Consider the following 16,280-nt stretch of genomic DNA (forward strand, 5'->3'; position numbering starts at 1 on the left):
TCCTCCCGGGCGTTGGCGTTCGGAAGGTATCGCTTCGGGCGCCGTTGTCGACGGTCGGGGCTCTGGGGCGACCCGGAGGAGCGGCGAAGTCGCGAAGGATGAGAGATGACGGGGTCGATCGCGTCGGCCATACCTTCGTGCCCCCTCACCGCGCCTGGCTGATGCGCTCTTCGCTCACGAGCTCGGCGCGCACTTGCCGCGAAGCACGCGTGCCGATCATCTCGGGAGCGCAGCCGCCGGAGATGGGCGCGGGGCCAACGCCCAACGTGAGCGCGAGGCTGCAAACCTTCCCCTCGAACTTGAGGGTCGCCTCGGGCAAGACGAGCTTGGACTCCCCCGCTCCCGCATCCGCGCGCAGCGCAAGCCTCGTCGACACCGCACCGTGCACCCCAAGGTCTTTCGCAGGGCGGCCATCGGGGAGGCGCAGCTCGGCTTCGACGCGGACGACGACGCGCAGACCTTCGCCGGACGGCGGCAACCGGACCGTCTTGGCGCGCGCGAGCGAGTCGATCGTCTTGGCGAGGCTCGCCCAACCGGCCGCATCGGAGGAGGCCTCGACGAGCCGCGTTTGCGCCGGTGTCTTTGGGCCGACGGTGATCTCGAAGAGCGCGACGCCAGCCATGGGCGCCGACGCGCCGCGCGCGGCCTCGGCCACGGCAGAACGCAGCGGAACACCGCGACCGTGCCCGGCTTCGCGCTCGACTCGGTCGAGCGCCTCGAAGAGCGGGCGCATCGGAGGAGCCGGCTCTGCGCCGGCCGTTTCATTCACGATGCCGCTTTGGCGAGCGAGCGCGCCGGTGCGTTCTCCGAGACCGAGCGCGCCGAGTGATGCGGGAGCGGGACCAAGGGCGCCGAGCGACCACGACTCGTCGTCCGGCGAGCTCGGCGCCGGAGGCACGACGGGCGGCACGATCGGCGACGCCTCTGGGCCGGTCTCCGCCACGCGGCGCGCCGCCAGGCCGGACGCATGAAGCGGCGAAGGCGCCCGCAGCGTCGCGAGCCGAGCCGCCGTCGGACCTGGAGTCGGACCGCTGGCGGGCGGCAACAGCTCGACCTCGAAGGTGGACTCCGTCGCGAGCGCGCGCCGCGGCTCCAGCTCCGACGGCGGCCCAGTCGGCGCGACGGAAAGCGCCACCGCCGCGACGGCGTGGGCCGCCAGGGCCAAGGCGAACGGCCGTCGCATCGCGTTCATCGCATGAACGTTGCCCCGGCGCTCGCCAGCATTCAACCCCGACGCGCTCGCGGGCCGTCTCATCGGCGAGCCCTCACCGCGGCGCGAGCCTCTCGACTCTCAACCGGGCCGGCGCGGAGAGTTCTAGGGGCAGAATCCAACGCTGCGTATCTCAAGGTCTTCCGCGTCCGTGCACGGGCGATTCCCCGCGACCTCGAGCGGCGGGGGCCGACTCACGCTGGTGCGAAATAGCATCAACTGGCCGTCTCGCTCTCTCACGCTGCAATTTCCCTCGGGTGGTACCCCGACATTCTGAGGTGGTCCACACCACGCGCGAACCCTGCGAAGGCAGTTGGCCGCGCGGTCGAGGAGATCAGCGGGCTGCTCAACACAGCCCGGCGGGCAGGCGCTGGTTGCCGGTGCGTTCCAGCAGACGTGAGAGCTGGCCGGTGCCGAGTCGACCGCGGCGTCAACGCTTCCATCAAGTGAGCCCGCGTCGGCGGTAGAAGCGTCGGCGAGATTCGGGGCGGTAGCGGACGTGCAGTTCGCGCACTGGATGAGCCCAAGGCTCGCGACGGCGAGCCCGACGCGTGCCCGCCTCACGGGTCCACCCCGTTGTGCCAGAGCCACGCGTCGTACAGACGCAGCGTCTTGCCGGGGGGGAAGGCGACAGGAGCGACCTTCACCCGCAACGTGCAACCGGGCGGAACGTCGGTCCCGAGTGTGTGGAGTCGCTTGCGGGGGTCGAAGTCGGCGTGCGCGCGAATGAGAGTCTCGGTTCCCCCGCAAACCCTGTAGGCGGCAACATCGACGTCCGAAAGCGCATCCGTCGATTCGCCGTACCAGGTCAGCGCGTACCGATGGTGAGTAAACGGCGTAGCAAGCTCGCCGATGCGGACGTCAGTACTTCGGAGGTCAAAGCTACCTGCGTCGAACTGCCACGCTTGCCCGGGAAACGCGGCATTCGAAGGAAGGCGCATTCGCAATCGGCCGGCCCCCGAAACGTCACTCATGTCGGCACGGATGTAGGTATTGGCAACCCCGTCAGCCACGTGCGCGAAGGAATCACCCATGACGAGGGCTAGCGGAATGAGTTCTTTTGCGCTGAGCTGCCGGCCTCGCAGCCCGTAGAACCCCGACTTGAGCAGCGCAAGGGCGCCCGTCAAGACGGGAGCGGATGCCGACGTACCGGAGAAGGGATAGTAGACCTTCAACGGGTCGGCGGGGTTGCCATAGGCGTACCCGACGTGATAGGGGCCGAGAATATCCACGCCTGCGTACGCGCTTGACGTACCAGCGAAGGTGCGCATCGCCACACCGCCTCGAGCAGTGCCGGTGATCCCCCCTCCGTCAGGGTAGTAGTTTCCGGCTACCGGCTTATCAGCCAGCACCGTTTGCCCGTTCCAGGACGAATCGTATCCGCCAACGGCAAGGGTCTCCGGCAAGATTGCCGGGTAGCCTTGCGTGCAGGCGATGCCCGCGTGACCGTCATTTCCGGCCGCAGCAACGACAAGCAGACCGTTGTTGAGGGCATTTCGAATTGCGCCGTTGATGAACCCGCAGTCATAGCCGGGCGTGTTCGCGCCGCACCGATCGCAAATGGTGAACGACATGTTCATTAGGTCGAGCGCGAGCGTGCCCACCCCATCCTCTAGGCCTCGAATGAGTGCCTCGGTCGTTCCAACCAGGTAGTAGTGCATGGTCGCGCCTGAGGAGACTCCGCTGCGGGCGACTTCGTCTTCTGGCGTGTAGATGAACGGGCCGCCAAACCCTTCGATCGACCCCGCAACGAAGCCAGTCGTCGCTGTCCCGTGACTCGAGTAGCTCGGTAGCCAGCCCGAGCTCTCCGCGCACAGCGCCGCAGAGCAAATCCGCGCGTTCAGCAAGCGGCCCGTGACCAATCCGGGATGGTTCCAAGAGACCCAGTTGAGCGCGCTGATGTCCTGCCGTTGGAACTCCATGATTCCAACTCTGACGGGGGCCTGGCCGGCATACGCTCGCGACCCCGACTGACCTCGATAGCCGGCGTCTATGTAGTCGTTGAAGCCGGCCGCCGCACGAACGTGCGTCATGTCCCAGTACACGGTCGCGTCGCGACCGTCGGAGCGAACTTCGTCCCAGTCCAGAACGCCAGGAATACTCAGCGCCGCGCCAAGGCGCCCTGCGGGCAACGTGAGCCCAACCAAGTTGTCGATCCAAAATTTCGAAATGTCTTTTGCGCCGTGCGCGCGGACCGCTGCCTCGAACCCATCCTGAATCGGACGCAGGCGCGAGGCTCGCCCCTGCACCGAAGTCGCCCGCTCGATGTCGCTCAGGTCTTTCGCCATGGCGAACACTTCGGGGTCGGGCAACTTGGCGATCACGCGAACGAGGGTACTGGGCGGGAGGCCTTGCGCCTTGTCGCGAAGGGCCTCGACACTCCGGCGCACCGGCCAGGTGCCTGGTGGCAACCCGGTACCTTCCGGGCCAGGATTTCTGCCCGGTGTGCCGCGCTGAGCGTCGACGTGGAAGCGGTCCACGCCGAACTCCCCGAGTCGAGTAGCCGCGGCCCAACCGAGAGCGTGGCCGTGGTTCCAGAGTTCCCTACGGGCCCCGAACTTTCATCGACGGGCCCACATCCGCCGAGAAGTCGCAAAAAGCCCCCCCCGAGAACGCCAGTCCACGCCCGAATCAATTGACCCATTTCGACCCCCTCTGGACCGCCAGTTCAGCATTGGACCGCTCCACGCGCAACGCTGAAGCATCGCGATGATGACCTGCCTCACGCACGTTCTCTTGGACCGCGGGGGCGCGCATCGCAGGCAACGGTGCCTCGATGGTCCTCACCGCGGCGCGAGCCTCTCTGCGCGCTCGGCGCATTCAGCCGCGAGTCGCGGGGATTGCGCGAACGCCAACGCGAGCGCGCGCCAAGGCCGCGCGTAGTCGTCCGCCAGGGAGCCCGCCCAGGTTCCACGAAGAGGCGGCGCGTCCTCGAGCCGCATGCGCCCCATCAGCTCGTCGTTGTAGCGAAGCACCTCGAGCGGCGGCGGAACGTCGGCGCGGTCCTTCACCAGACGAAGCACCGGGCCAATGGGAAAGCTCGGGAACTGCTCCGCGAGACCGGGAGCCGGCCAATCGGTCACGAAGATGGGACGCTCCGACCGGACGAGCTGCATCAGAAGCGCGTGAGCGTCGAGGGTCCCGTTCACGGGCCCCACCAGCGGCATGCGAAGGCGCTCGCTCATGCGGCGATGAATCGCGGGCGAGAGCAGGAGCGACGGTTGAAGAAAGACGACGTCGCGTCGGATGCCGCGGGCCTCGGCGTAAAGGAAGCTCCCGGCGCGGTGGTCGCCGCCGCCCACGACGATCGCGCCCTCGGGGAGCGTCATGAGAATGTTCTCTGCGTAGCGCTCGACGGTCGGCCGATGATGCTCGGGGAGCGCGAGGAGCGCGAACGTCGACGATGACGCGAGCGCCACGGCGAGCGCGATGCGCGCATAGAGCGGCCTTAGCGCGTCGAGCCATCCGTTGAAGGCCGATGCGACGAAGACGAACAAGAGCGCCGCCGGCAAGAGATGAAACCGCTCGACGATGAGCGCCCCGACGCCCTTGGGCGGGATGTTGAAGCGCGCGACGAAGAGCGGCCCCGACACGACGATCGCGAGAAGAAGTGCCAGGCGTGGACGACGGAGCGACGAGGCCGCTGGAAGGACGACGGCGCGAGCGACGAAGAGCGACGCCGCAAAGACGAGCGGCAGCGCGACGAAGGCGGTCATGAGGGTCTTGGCCAGGAACGTGAGTTGCGCCAGAGGCTCGCTCGCGCGGCCGCTGGCGCCGAGGCTCGTGGTGCCGTAGTCGCGACGCAGGAAGTGGTGCACGAGACCGGACCAAGTGCCTGTGTCACCCCAACCGATGACGTCGGCGCCGAGCGCGCCGCGGCCCGCGAGCCACGGATACGCGTAAGGGAGAAGGCCCAGCGAGAACCCGAGAGTCGAGCCCACCACGAGGCGGGCGAGGCTTTGCGTCTCGCGAACGGCGGCGAGCAACGCCACGACGCCGAGCGGAAACACGAGGACAATGGAGTGGTGGTGCGAGACGCCGAGGCCCGCCGAAAGCGCGAGGAGGAAGGCGCGCTCCGAGCCGCGGAAGCGCGCGGACGGTGCCGCTAGCCAAGCGATGGCGAGCGCAAGGCACGCGTTGCCAACAAACACCTCGGGGTAGGTCGACAGGGCCCACGTGAGCGGCGACGCCGCAAAGAGCGCGGTCACGAGGAGAGCCGCCCGCACGCTGGCGCCGTAGGCGACGCTCACGCGGAAGAGGAGCCACGCGGCGAGGCCTCCAAGGAGCGCCGCGGCCAGTGACGCCTTGTGCGCCGCGCTCACGCTCGGGATCCACGCGAAGAGGGTCGCGAAGGCGCGCAGGTACAAGACGAAGAGCGGGTAGCCGGGCGGGTGCGCCACGCCACCGCTCAGCGAGAGCGCGGCGAACTCGCCGCCGTCACCGCCGAGGGCGCTCTTCGAGGCCGTGGCCATGTAGGCGCCCGTGGCTGCGACCCAGACGAACGCTCCGGCGCGACGGAAACCGGCGGCGGTCGCGTCAGAGGCTTCGGCGCTCCGTTCCTCGCGGCGCTCGTTCACTCGCTCAGTAGTACTGCCATTGGAGGATCGTCGACATGCCGAAGGTGGTGCGATCGCTGTAGAAGCCTGGGAAGGCCTCGAGCACCACGCCAACCCAGTGGTGGCCACGCGCGAAGAAGCCGAAGCCCGCGCGGCCCGTCATGGCGAACCCCGCTTCGAGCTTGGGCAAAGGTCCCGTCCGCTCGAAGAGCGGGCTGACGCCAAAGAGGCCAAGGCCAGCTCCACCACCGACGAACACATGGTCGTTGACGAAGACCTGAATCGTGGGGCCGTAGAAGCCATTGAGAATCTGAACGAGATCGGAGTGCGAGCGAAGGGAGGCCCCCGCGCCCGCGATCTGCAGGCTCGGTGGCGCATCGACGAAGAAGCTCGTGCCAGCCATGCGAGCCGCGAGGGCAACGCGCGACGAGACGAAGCCGCCGAGCGAGAGCGAGAGCGGCGCCAGGCCGAAGCCGCCGTCGGCGGCGGGCGTGTTCGACACGGTCGTGTAAGAGGCGCCCACGCCGAGCTCGAGGGTGAAGCCCCGACGCTGAGGCCAACTCGGCGGCGGCGCCGGCTCGGCGACGTAGGCCGGTGGCGGCGGCGCGGGCGCGTTGGCGCTTGCGGGCGCGGGCGCTTCTGCCGCGGCCGGCGGCGCGCTCTCGACCGCGGCCGGCGTCGGTGCGGCGCTCGAGGGCAGCGGCGGCGGCGCGTCGGCCGCCGCGGCGAGGGAAGCGACGAGGGCAGCGGCGAGCGCGAACGGCAGGGAGAGCGTCATGCGAGCCATGGGCTTGGCGTAGCACAAGGACGCTCGCCGCTCCGCTCAATCCGTCGCGTCGTCGCCGTGTCCGAGGGCGGGAGTGGAGGCGGGGCGCAAAGCGGTGCCGACCGCCGAGGCGGCTGCCGCAGCTAGCGCCACGTGCATTCTGCATGCACTCACAAAGCGCGACGGGGAGATGAGACCCGAAGGGGAATGACCTCCCCTTCGCCACCGCGGGCGCTCTCGCCGCGGAGCGTGCTCGGACGAACGTCATCGGGCGCGGCGTGCGCGATCGCCTTGCCCCCGACCGGCGCGTCACGCGGTCCGTTTCCCATGAAAGCCTTGGCGCCGTAGAACCCGTTCATCGCGAGGGCGAGTCGAAACGCCCCGGGACGAAGCTTCGCCGCCCGCGCGAGCCGCTCCGCCACGAGGCTCGGCGAAAACGCTCGGCGCCACATCGCGCGATGCGCACCAAGGAGCGCCTCGGGGCTCATGCGGGCAGGCCGAAACGCCACGTTGTACCCGTTGTAGTGGCCCCAATCACGATCGCGAAGGATGCGATCGCTGCGGAGGAGATCGTCGTAGAGCGGCGTGCCGCGAAACGGCGTCATGATGCTGAGGAACGGCACGTCGACGCCGATCGCATTGAGCCGGTCGGCCGTGTCGGCGATCGACGCCTCGGTTTGCGCGTCGAAGCCGGAGATGAACCCCGCCATCACCGCGATGCCGCGGTCGTGGAGCTTCTGGATGGCTCGCGCGTATTCGTTCACGTGGTTCTGCCGCTTGTCGACGCTCTCCAAGTTGACGGCGTCGAGGCTCTCGATGCCCAGGAAGATCCCGATGCAACCTGAGCGCTCCATGAGATCGAGCAGCTCATCGTCATGGGTGATGTCGATGGACGCTTGCGTGAGCCACTCGCGACCGAGCCCGCGCATGGCGCCGAGGAGCTCCTTCGCCCATCGCCGCTTGACGAGCAGGTTGTCGTCCCAGAACCAAGCGAGACGCTCGTGCCAAGGCGCGTCTTCTGGTGCCGTCGACAGGTCGCGCAGCACATCGTCGATGGGGCGGACGCGAAAGCCCGGATTCAAGTCGGGAACCGTGCAGAAGCGGCACGAAAAGGGGCACCCGCGCGTCGCCTGCAGCACGTGACGAACCACGAACGAGTCCTCGAGGAGGTCGTAGCGCGGCGTGGGCAATCCACGCATCGAGTGAGGCCCGCCTCGGTAGACGCGCTTCAGGCATCCGCGCGCCGCGTCCTCGAGCACCCGAGGCCAGATGTCGTCGGCCTCGCCGATGACCACGGCGTCGACGTGCTCGAGCGCCTCGTCAACCCAATAGGAGACGTGAGGCCCGCCGGCCACGACGGGCAGGCCGCGCGCGCGTGCTCGGTCGGCGTGCGCGTAGGCCGAGCGGGCGAAGCCGGAGAAGAACGAGAGCGCGAGCAGGTCCGCGTTCCCGTCGTCGGGCACGGCGCGCACCTGCTCATGAACGAGCTCAACGGAGTGCTCTTGGGGCGTGAGAGCCGCGAGGTGGATCCCGGTGATGGGAGGTACGAAGTCGACCCCATGACCGCGGCGGTAGCGAGGCTGGTAGGCCACGACGATGCGCACCTTCATGACTGACCACTAACGCGCGCAGGGTTGCTTCTCTTCCGCGGCGCGCGCTCAAGGTAACACGCGCGCCTCGCCTCGGGCCGCGTGGCTCAGGTGTAGACAGCCTGCGTCGAAATCGCGATGAGCTTGCCCGTCGTCCGCGAGATGCCCACGTAGACGTAGACCACGGGGCCGTCTTCGTCCTGATCACCGGACGCGTTGGTGCCGAAGGTGTAGCCCACGACGCCGCGAAGCTGCTCCTTCATGTATTTGACCGCGAGGCCAGCCTGCCTTGCATCCCGCTCATCGGGATCGGTCAGGGCAGCGTCGGCGAGCACGTCCGCCAAGGAGAGCTTCTCAGCGCGGCAGGTGCGCTTGCTGATGTCGCGCTCAGCCTGGGTCTGGATCTCTGCCTTGAGACGCGTGCGCAGCACCGTCGACGTGAGCTTGCGTGCACCACCGCTGTCGGCCTCGAAGACGGTGTACGGATAGTCGCCTTCGCTCATGAAGACCACGTCGCGAAGGAGGTCCGTGAGCTTCGCCTTGATTTGCGCGTCGCTCTCCTGGTTGCGGCGTTCGAGGGCGCCTTCGGCGGTCTCCGCGCCGCTCGCCTCTTCGCCTTGCCCAGAAGCGCAGCCCTGAAGGCAAGCGACAGCACCCATGACAGCAACCCAGGTACCCCATCGATTCATCGTCATCACCTCGTGCCGGCGACGTAAGCGAGGAGCGTGCCGAGAGCGACCTCATCAGATTTCCCGGCGGGGTGAGAGCACGTCACACGTCCGTCACGGTCGACGGTGACTCTCGGATCCACGATCGGATCACGCCGAGGTGAGCGCGCCAGGGTCGCGAGGGGAGCCAATCCGTCGCTGTCGCTCGCGCGAGACGGTGGCGGAAGGCGATCCACACCCCCATCGGCCCACGCGGCGGATCTTTCCAGCAGCGTCACCGGTGAGACAAGGAATCGGTCACTTGCGGGCGCCTCGCGCCGCGACGCTCCGTGGGCACGACGTGTGCGATGCACCTCTCGCCATGAAAAAGTCGCTGCCCCGTTTCGCGATCGTCGTCGCCATGCTCACAGCTTTTGCCCCCGGCTGCTCATCGGGAACAGAAGCCGAGGAAGAAGACTCGGAAGACGCGCTCACGGACGCGAGCAAAGAAGGTCAATGGGTCGTCGACCTCGCGAAGGTCACGCAGCAGTACTGCGGAGGCACCGCGTGCACGTCGCCCCAGTTCTTCGGCTTCGACGCGAGCAGCATGCAAGGGCTGCCACCCAACGCGGGCGTCGTGTGGGATCAGGCCTTCGCCTATGACCTCAACAAGCAGCCAATCGCGAAGGACAAGAAGTACTTGGCGGTGAAGAACGGCAGCGCGCTCGACGGCCCGACGGGCAAGCGCATCAACATCATCCCGTTGCTCAAGAACACCGACCCGTCGAAGCAAAAGCACATCATCGAGTGGCTCGAGGACGGCGACGTCCTCTCGTACTTTCATCCTGAATACCTCCGGGCCGACACGCTGAACGAGCGTCGCGCGAGCCACGTCGCCATGCACTACGAGGTCGAGGTCGGTGGCAAGACTCACGTCCACCACATCGACAACCCGAACAACTACGGCCCCCGCTACAACCACCCGCCGTCGAAGCAGATGCCCTTCCACGTGTTCCGCTACCGTCCCAAGGGGATGGCCGCCGAGACCTCGAAGAAGTTTGGTCTCTCGGCGCGCAACTGGGGCCTCATCACCGACGACATCTCGCCGTTCGCGAGCTTCCACGATCTGCGCCTCACCAACGTCGACGACCTCGACAAGAAGTTCTTCAAGCCGGCGCTCCTGGGCCAGAACATCGATCAGCTCTATTGCTCGGGCCTCGCCTACGCGAACCTCAACCTCGGCGTGAACTACCCCCTCAACGCAGCCACGCTCGGCGCAGACTGGAGCGGTTTTCTCTCCCGCTCCTTTGCCCGCGCCGAGTCCGGCGGCAGCGTCAGCGGCTCCGACCTCGTCGCCGCCGAAGAGCTCCGGGCGCCAAAGCGGGCGCTCGTCTTCGAGCCCTTCACCCCCAGCGACATGATGACGGCGTGGCTCGACAACACCTTCCAGAACCTCCCGGTGCCGGTGCGAAAGGCCATCGCGAGCCAACCGCAGACCCATCAGTCCATCGCAGGCGGCTTCTCGGCGCTCCGGTTCAGCGACCAAGCCGAAAAGGGCGGCTCCGCCGCGACGCCCGCGACGGGCACGTCGCAAGCGGTGGCGACGGCGAACAACGTCAAGGTGTGGAGCGAGGCCTACGGTCTCACCCCCGAAGCCACGGCGGCGTTCGTCGCCGACGCGACGCGACGCCTCGACACACCGGCGGGGCCGAAGTCCCTCGCGGACCTGGTCCGCGAATCGGGCATCGACACGGCGAAGCTCAGCCCCATGCAGGTGCTCCGCGCCCTCGAGGTCAAGTACGTCAAAAACCAGTACACGCCGCCGCGCATCTGGCTCGACGAGGCCGACCGCGCCGACTCGCCCATGGTCTACGTGGGGACGGTCCTTCACTGCGAGCTGCTCTCGGCGGCCGACGGCTCGAACGCCGACGCGTGCGCCGACGGCGATCGCGGCACGAGCGAGTTCTCTGAAGGGGCAGCCGACACGTCGACGTACCCGCACTACTTGGTGAGGAACGGCGGGGAGCGGACCCACCGGCGCTTCGACAGCACACCGGGCCCCGAGACGATGGGCCAAGGCACGACGGTCAGCGTGCGCGCGACGGCGGCCGACGTCTCCGACGTGCTCTTCTTGTTTCACACGCCCGAGATGTACGCGGGGCAGGCGACGGAGCTGCGCTCGCTGGAGATGATGGCCTACGACGGTCGGTGCACCGAACTGGCCAGCGAAGGCAAGAGCTGCGCGCCGGAGCAGGGCATCGTCCTCGATCCGAAGGCCTTCGCCGCGCAAGGCACCATCGAAGATCGTCCGTTCCGGTTCCCGATCTTAGGCGAAGGCGGCGTCTGCCGGATCCAAGACGCGGACACCATGCTCTGCCCCGTGGCCGAGCGCTCGGGCCAAGGCTGGCGCACCGTGGGCGAAAAGGCCGTGTCACGAAGGGGTCGCGGTCTGGTCGCCTCGACGATGATCGACCTGGCCGCCAAGACGGAACCGGCCGCGTCACTCGCGAACGCCGACCGCTGCACCCAGTGCAGCACCGGCGGCGCGCACTTCAACAACTGGCACGTCGCCATTCGAAACGAGTGACGAGCTCGGGGCATCGCATTCAGTCGAAGGTGGCTCGTGTAGCGCACGGGGAACACCGCTTCGAATGAGCTGTGCGGTGCGGCGATTCAGGTGGACAGGCGATCCTCGGCGCTGGATCGGAAGTGCCGTGGTCCACGGGCGCTCCCGCCCGAGAGGGAGCGTGTGAGGGCACGCCGCGCCCGCAAGACGCACGAAGCGGGGGTGAACGCGTTGCCGTGACCCTCTGCTTCGATCGGAAAAGACCTGCGGCGGTCGACCGTAAACGGCACACCGATTGCTCACCGGCACGGCATGCCCCCGACCTTACGCTCTCGTGCGACCGCCCTCCTGGGCCTTTTTGCCGTCATGGCGCTCGCTGGTTGCGCTCCCGCAGACGAGGTCGTGCCGGATTCGGAAGGGTCCGCGGTGACCTCGACCGCGACTGGCGAGCAGCTCTGGAGCGACTCGCAGACGACGGTCTTCAACGAGAAGACGCATGCCATCTCGATCAAGCTCAACAGGGCTACGTGGGAGCAACTTCACAACGACGAGAGCGCGAACGGGTGCGTCAAGGGCGACGACGTCAAATGGTGGCACGCACGAGGCTTCACGGTGGACGGCAAGGAGTTCCCCGATGCGGCCATCAAGGTGAAGGGCAACACGTCGCGCTGCGTGCCTCGCTTGCAGTTCTCCGTTCGCCTCGACAAGACCAAGGGCGTCTTCACGAAGACCGGGCGTGGCGTCGAAGAGCTTCAATTCGACGCGCCGACGAAGCGCCTGCTCGAGGAGAGAACCCTCGCCGGAATGACCTCCTTCAGCCTGCGTCGAAGCGCCAACGACTCGAGCGCAAAGGACGACTATCAGCAGGGCATGCTCGCGCGTGAGTCGGTAGCGACGTGGGCGATGGCGCAGACAGAGGACGTCCGCCGCACGACGAAGCGCGGCGCCCCCGTCTACCGAACGGCCTACACGACCGTCGAGTTTCGCCTTTGCGATGGCGACCGTGACAGCGCGTGCGCGGGCGCAGGAAACTTCACGCGCGCCTACCTCATCGCGGAGGACATCAACCCGGACTTCTTCAAGCAGCGCTACGACGACAGTGAGCCGACGGCCTTCAGCATGAGCCTCGGATGTGCGCTCAAGCTCGACGGCCAGGGCAAACACGCGTGGAGCGCGAAGTGCCTCGAGCCCGAGTTCGTCGACGGGAAGAAGTGGAAGAGCGACGACGCCGGCGCGGTCCAGGCGGCGGCGGCCATGTTCGACGGGCCGAACGGGCTCGTGACCCGACTTCAGGCGGCCCGCTCGAAGGAAGACGTCGAGCAGGTCGTCGAGTTGGACAGCATCCTCAACTACGCAGCCGGCGCGACGGTCACGGGGCACTGGGACAGCGCCTACGGCAACTTCAACAACGACGTCCTCTATTTCAACAAGTCGACCAAGCGCTGGCGAATCGTTACCTGGGACATGGACAACACCTTCGACTTCGACAACGCCATGGGCGCGCCCTCGAGGAGCTACTCCTACAAGGACGGCGAGGGCCACCGCGCGCTCTTCGACCGCATATTCGCGATTCCCGAAGTGGACGGGCTCCTCAAGCAACGCATCCGCGACTACCTCGCTCGGCTGCACATCAACCGGGATTCAGGACCGCTCCACGCGAGGCTCGCTACGACCGTCGCGACGGTCAAGTCGCTCAACGACAAGCTCCACCCAGCGGAGACACAGAACCTCGCGCTGTCGCGCGAGATGGGAGACTACGCGCGTGTGCGCTTCGACGAGCTGACGAGGCAGGTCCGCTAGCGGAGGCCCGCTGGCCACTCCACGCACTGCGTGCTAAGCGACGCGGAATGCCGACGCCGTCGAAGAGCTGGCTTGGCGCCATTGCCGGCGGGCTCCTCGCCGCTGGTCTGAGCGTCGCAGCGTGCGGCGACGACCCCGCCACGACCGACTCGCCTCCCCCCGACGCGGCGCCGCGCGCCGTCACCGTCCCCCCCGCTGACGGCGCCCCCGGGCCCGCCGACGCCGCCGACGGCGGGGACGCCACCGACGCCGCCCCCCACGCCAAGCCTACGCGGTTCGTCCTCCTCGGCGACTTCGGCTTCGACGACGCCAACGAACTGGCCGTGGCCGCCCTCGTGAAGTCGGGGCCCCGACTTCATCGTCACGCTCGGCGACAACAGTTACCCCGCGAGTAACGCGACCACGATCGACGAGACCATCGGCAAGTACTACGGCGACTACATATTTCCCTACCGCGGCAAGTACGGCGCCGGCGCCACCGAGCAGCGCTTCTACGCCTGCCTCGGCAACCACGATTGGCAGAGCGGCTCGATACAGGCGCACCTCGACTACTTCGACTTGCCAGGCAACGAGCGCTACTGGCAGCTCGCGAAGGGGGCGGTCCGCTTCTTCTGCCTAGACAGCGACACCAAAGAGCCCGACGGGACGACGGCGACCTCCGTGCAAGGTCAGTGGCTCCAAAAGGAGCTCACCGCGGCCGCGGACCCTTACCGCATCGTGGTCTTTCACCATCCGGCCCACTCGTCGGGACAACACGGCTCGCAGGCGTACATGCAGTGGCCCTTCCAGGCGTGGGGAGCCAGCGCCGTCTACAGTGGCCACGATCACGACTACGAGCGCTTCGACTTCGGACCGGGCACGATCCCATACGTCGTGCAGGGGACCGGGGGCGCCGACCTCCGACCGATGTCGACCTCTCGTGCGGGGAGCGTCATCGCGTACTCGGAGAAACACGGGGCGACGTTCGTAGAGGCCGACGAGTATTACGCGGACTTTGCGGCGGTCACGGTGGCCGGCGAGCGCATCGATGAGCACGTCGTGCCTTCCAAGGCGGAGGCGGCACGCGCGACGGAGGTCCTCTTGCCCAGCGGCTCGGCGCTCCGCTACCTCGACGACAGCGCTCCGCCAGCGGGGTGGACGGCTCCGTTCTTCGATGCAACGGCTTGGAAGGTCGGAGCGGCGCCGCTCGGGTACGGACAAGGCGGCGAGGCAACGACGCTCGCCAAGGGCCTCGCTCACTACTTCCGTGCCACGTTCACGCTCGTCGCTCCGAGCGCAATCGATCATGTGGTCGTGTGGCTGCAGCGCGACGACGGCGCAGCTGTCTACGTCAACGGCCAAGAGGTCTCGCGCTCGAACCTCCCGGCGGGGTCGCTATTGCCGACGACCCTCGCGCTCCAGACCGTTGGCTATAGCGCCGAGCAAACATGGGTGCCCGTCGTGGTCCCGCGACAGCTCCTTCTCGCAGGGCAGAACGTCGTCGCCGTGGAGTTGCACCAAGCGACCGCCGTGAGCTCCGACGCGACCCTCCATTTGAGGATCGAGGCGAAGAAGTAGGCGCGAGCCGTGGCGAACAACGCAGGCGCATTCCGAGACGATGGGTCAGCGGCTCATTCGCACGCCGTCGCGTCACGCGTGATGCACAAGGCGCCGGCTTGATCGCGGAGCACGAGCCGGCCGTCCGCCAAGAGCGCGAGATCGCGCGCCTTGCGGCCCGTGTCGTGCACCGTTTCGCTGGCCAGATCCAGCATGCGCAACGGTGCATCGGGCCCAGCCGCGGCCAGCGTGTAGACCGTGCGCCCTCCGGGGAGCTGCACGAAACGGTCGAGCGAAGTCCGGGGTCCCTGCAAGGGTCGGAACGCGCGCGTCTTGACGTCGAGCACGCCCAGCAAACTGCTTGCGGGTGTCGACTCGAACAGGCCGATACGAACACTGGGGCCCGACTGCGCGAACGACAGCAGCGTAATCCTTCGCTGCGCGATCACCGTCGAGTCGACGAGCAGCTTGGTGCCGTCTGCCGAGAAGGCGAAACGCGGCAGATCCTGTCCGATGGGCTGGAGCGAGAAGCGCTCGGTCCTGGGCTCGATCCACATCAAGTGGTACCGGTCCGCCGAGGGTCCAGGGACCTGGCTTGGATCGTCGAAGAGCTTTGGGTCGAGCCGCTGCGCATCGAGGAAGGCGATGGCGTGCGCGCCATCGGCGGAAAGCGTGACGGGACCGAACCCCGGAAGGTTGCGCTTGAACGAGGGAGCGCCCGAGGGCGAGATGTCGATCAGGCTTACGGGATCCACACCGAGGCCCGCACTGCCTTGCCATTCGGCCTCGAAGGAAGCGCCGCGCTGACAGAACGTGGGCGAGACGAACACGCGACTGTCGTCGTTCAGCACGGCGGGTGGCGCCGCGCAGTTGGGGATTTCGATCGTCGTCGCGTCGCCGGTCTCGAGGTCGACGGAGGTGAACGGCGTCCGCGGCTCGGTGTCGCTCGCCCACCTCGTCTCGGCGACCACGAAGAGGCGCTTGCCGCTATGGGAGACGGTCGCGAACTGCGGGAACTCCCCGATCGGCGTTGGTAGCCCCTTGATCTCGCCGGTCTGGGTATCGATGCGAAAGACGCGCCGCACGTCACCGGCGACGAGCACCCTGCCGCCCTGTGCGAGCCGGAAGAACTGGGCGCCCGCTTCGCTGTAATACGCCGGAAGGAGCGACCACTTCTCGGCGCCGCTCTCGAGATCCACGGCGACGACGCCGCCATAACCGGGCCGGCTCACGTACGCGATCGCGCGCGCTCTCTCGTCGAGCCCAAAGGCGAGTCGGTCCCAGCGCTCGGTCCGAACGTGCTCTTTGCGGGTAGCGATCTCCACGACAGTGGTCGTCGTGGCGTCGTGGAGCACCGCGAACCTGCCGTCGGGGCTGAGGGACATGGAGCCAATCGTCGTCTTCTCCCCGTCGACGGTGTTCGTCTTGTCCGAGAGGTTGGCGCCGCCCGTGATGGGTCCAGTGGGCTCAGGGTCTCGGCGCAAGCGGAAGCCAAGGCCGAGGTGACGCACGCGAGAATCAGGGAACGGACGCGGGACATCGAGGGGATGGACGGGGGCGAGCCTGGGGGATTCAGGGGCCTAATTACGCCGCCCGGCGCGCCGCTTCGG

General features: G+C 67.6%; 11 protein-coding genes. 4 read left to right on the top strand and 7 right to left on the bottom strand.

Annotated features, from left to right (window positions below):
• Positions 1–145: 145 nt before the first annotated feature.
• From IPG50_11140 to IPG50_11165, 6 genes are all read right to left on the bottom strand, one after another.
• Complete coding sequence (locus tag IPG50_11140) at positions 146–1,183, bottom strand: hypothetical protein (GenBank protein MBK6692747.1); 1,038 nt, start codon at positions 1,181–1,183, stop codon at positions 146–148.
• Positions 1,184–1,770: 587 nt separating this feature from the next.
• Positions 1,771–3,534 carry a S8 family serine peptidase gene (locus tag IPG50_11145; GenBank protein MBK6692748.1) on the bottom strand — a complete coding sequence of 588 codons (1,764 nt, stop codon included), beginning with the start codon at positions 3,532–3,534 and terminating at the stop codon, positions 1,771–1,773.
• A 459-nt stretch (positions 3,535–3,993) separates the two neighbouring features.
• Positions 3,994–5,787, bottom strand: a complete 1,794-nt coding sequence (locus tag IPG50_11150) for a DUF2723 domain-containing protein (protein MBK6692749.1) — start codon at positions 5,785–5,787, stop codon at positions 3,994–3,996.
• A 4-nt stretch (positions 5,788–5,791) separates the two neighbouring features.
• Positions 5,792–6,553 (bottom strand): hypothetical protein, encoded by a 762-nt coding sequence (locus IPG50_11155; GenBank protein MBK6692750.1) that lies wholly within the window; start codon positions 6,551–6,553, stop codon positions 5,792–5,794.
• A 149-nt stretch (positions 6,554–6,702) separates the two neighbouring features.
• The gene (locus tag IPG50_11160) at positions 6,703–8,142 is read right to left on the bottom strand and encodes a B12-binding domain-containing radical SAM protein (protein ID MBK6692751.1); all 1,440 of its coding nucleotides are present in this window, start codon (positions 8,140–8,142) and stop codon (positions 6,703–6,705) included.
• Positions 8,143–8,228: 86 nt separating this feature from the next.
• The gene (locus tag IPG50_11165) at positions 8,229–8,810 is read right to left on the bottom strand and encodes a hypothetical protein (GenBank protein MBK6692752.1); all 582 of its coding nucleotides are present in this window, start codon (positions 8,808–8,810) and stop codon (positions 8,229–8,231) included.
• 340 nt (positions 8,811–9,150) lie between these two features.
• On the opposite strand from IPG50_11165, the gene IPG50_11170 reads away from it, so the two are divergent.
• From IPG50_11170 to IPG50_11185, 4 genes are all read left to right on the top strand, one after another.
• A complete protein-coding gene (locus tag IPG50_11170; GenBank protein MBK6692753.1) occupies positions 9,151–11,355 on the top strand; it encodes a hypothetical protein in 2,205 nt (734 codons plus the stop codon).
• Between the two features lie 405 nt (positions 11,356–11,760).
• Positions 11,761–13,134: a CotH kinase family protein gene (locus tag IPG50_11175; protein MBK6692754.1), complete on the top strand. Its 1,374-nt coding sequence runs from the start codon at positions 11,761–11,763 to the stop codon at positions 13,132–13,134.
• 47 nt (positions 13,135–13,181) lie between these two features.
• The gene (locus tag IPG50_11180) at positions 13,182–13,529 is read left to right on the top strand and encodes a hypothetical protein (protein ID MBK6692755.1); all 348 of its coding nucleotides are present in this window, start codon (positions 13,182–13,184) and stop codon (positions 13,527–13,529) included.
• The gene (locus IPG50_11185; GenBank protein ID MBK6692756.1) at positions 13,492–14,691 is read left to right on the top strand and encodes a metallophosphoesterase; all 1,200 of its coding nucleotides are present in this window, start codon (positions 13,492–13,494) and stop codon (positions 14,689–14,691) included. Before IPG50_11180 ends, IPG50_11185 begins: the two co-directional genes overlap by 38 nt.
• Positions 14,692–14,744: 53 nt before the next feature.
• Here IPG50_11185 and IPG50_11190 read toward each other — a convergent pair whose 3' ends face one another.
• Positions 14,745–16,154 (bottom strand): hypothetical protein, encoded by a 1,410-nt coding sequence (locus tag IPG50_11190; protein ID MBK6692757.1) that lies wholly within the window; start codon positions 16,152–16,154, stop codon positions 14,745–14,747.
• Positions 16,155–16,280 lie beyond the last annotated feature (126 nt).

The sequence above is a fragment of the Myxococcales bacterium genome (genome assembly GCA_016703425.1).
Taxonomy (GTDB): Bacteria; Myxococcota_A; Polyangia; order Polyangiales; family Polyangiaceae; genus JADJCA01.

Bases quoted from the DNA above. Each gene is read 5' to 3' on its own strand.
- IPG50_11140 (MBK6692747.1), bottom strand. From the start codon at position 1,183: ATGCGACGGCCGTTCGCCTTGGCCCTGGCGGCCCACGCCGTCGCGGCG.
- IPG50_11155 (MBK6692750.1), bottom strand. From the start codon at position 6,553: ATGGCTCGCATGACGCTCTCCCTGCCGTTCGCGCTCGCCGCTGCCCTC.
- IPG50_11160 (MBK6692751.1), bottom strand. From the start codon at position 8,142: ATGAAGGTGCGCATCGTCGTGGCCTACCAGCCTCGCTACCGCCGCGGT.
- IPG50_11165 (MBK6692752.1), bottom strand. From the start codon at position 8,810: ATGAATCGATGGGGTACCTGGGTTGCTGTCATGGGTGCTGTCGCTTGC.
- IPG50_11170 (MBK6692753.1), top strand. From the start codon at position 9,151: ATGAAAAAGTCGCTGCCCCGTTTCGCGATCGTCGTCGCCATGCTCACA.
- IPG50_11180 (MBK6692755.1), top strand. From the start codon at position 13,182: ATGCCGACGCCGTCGAAGAGCTGGCTTGGCGCCATTGCCGGCGGGCTC.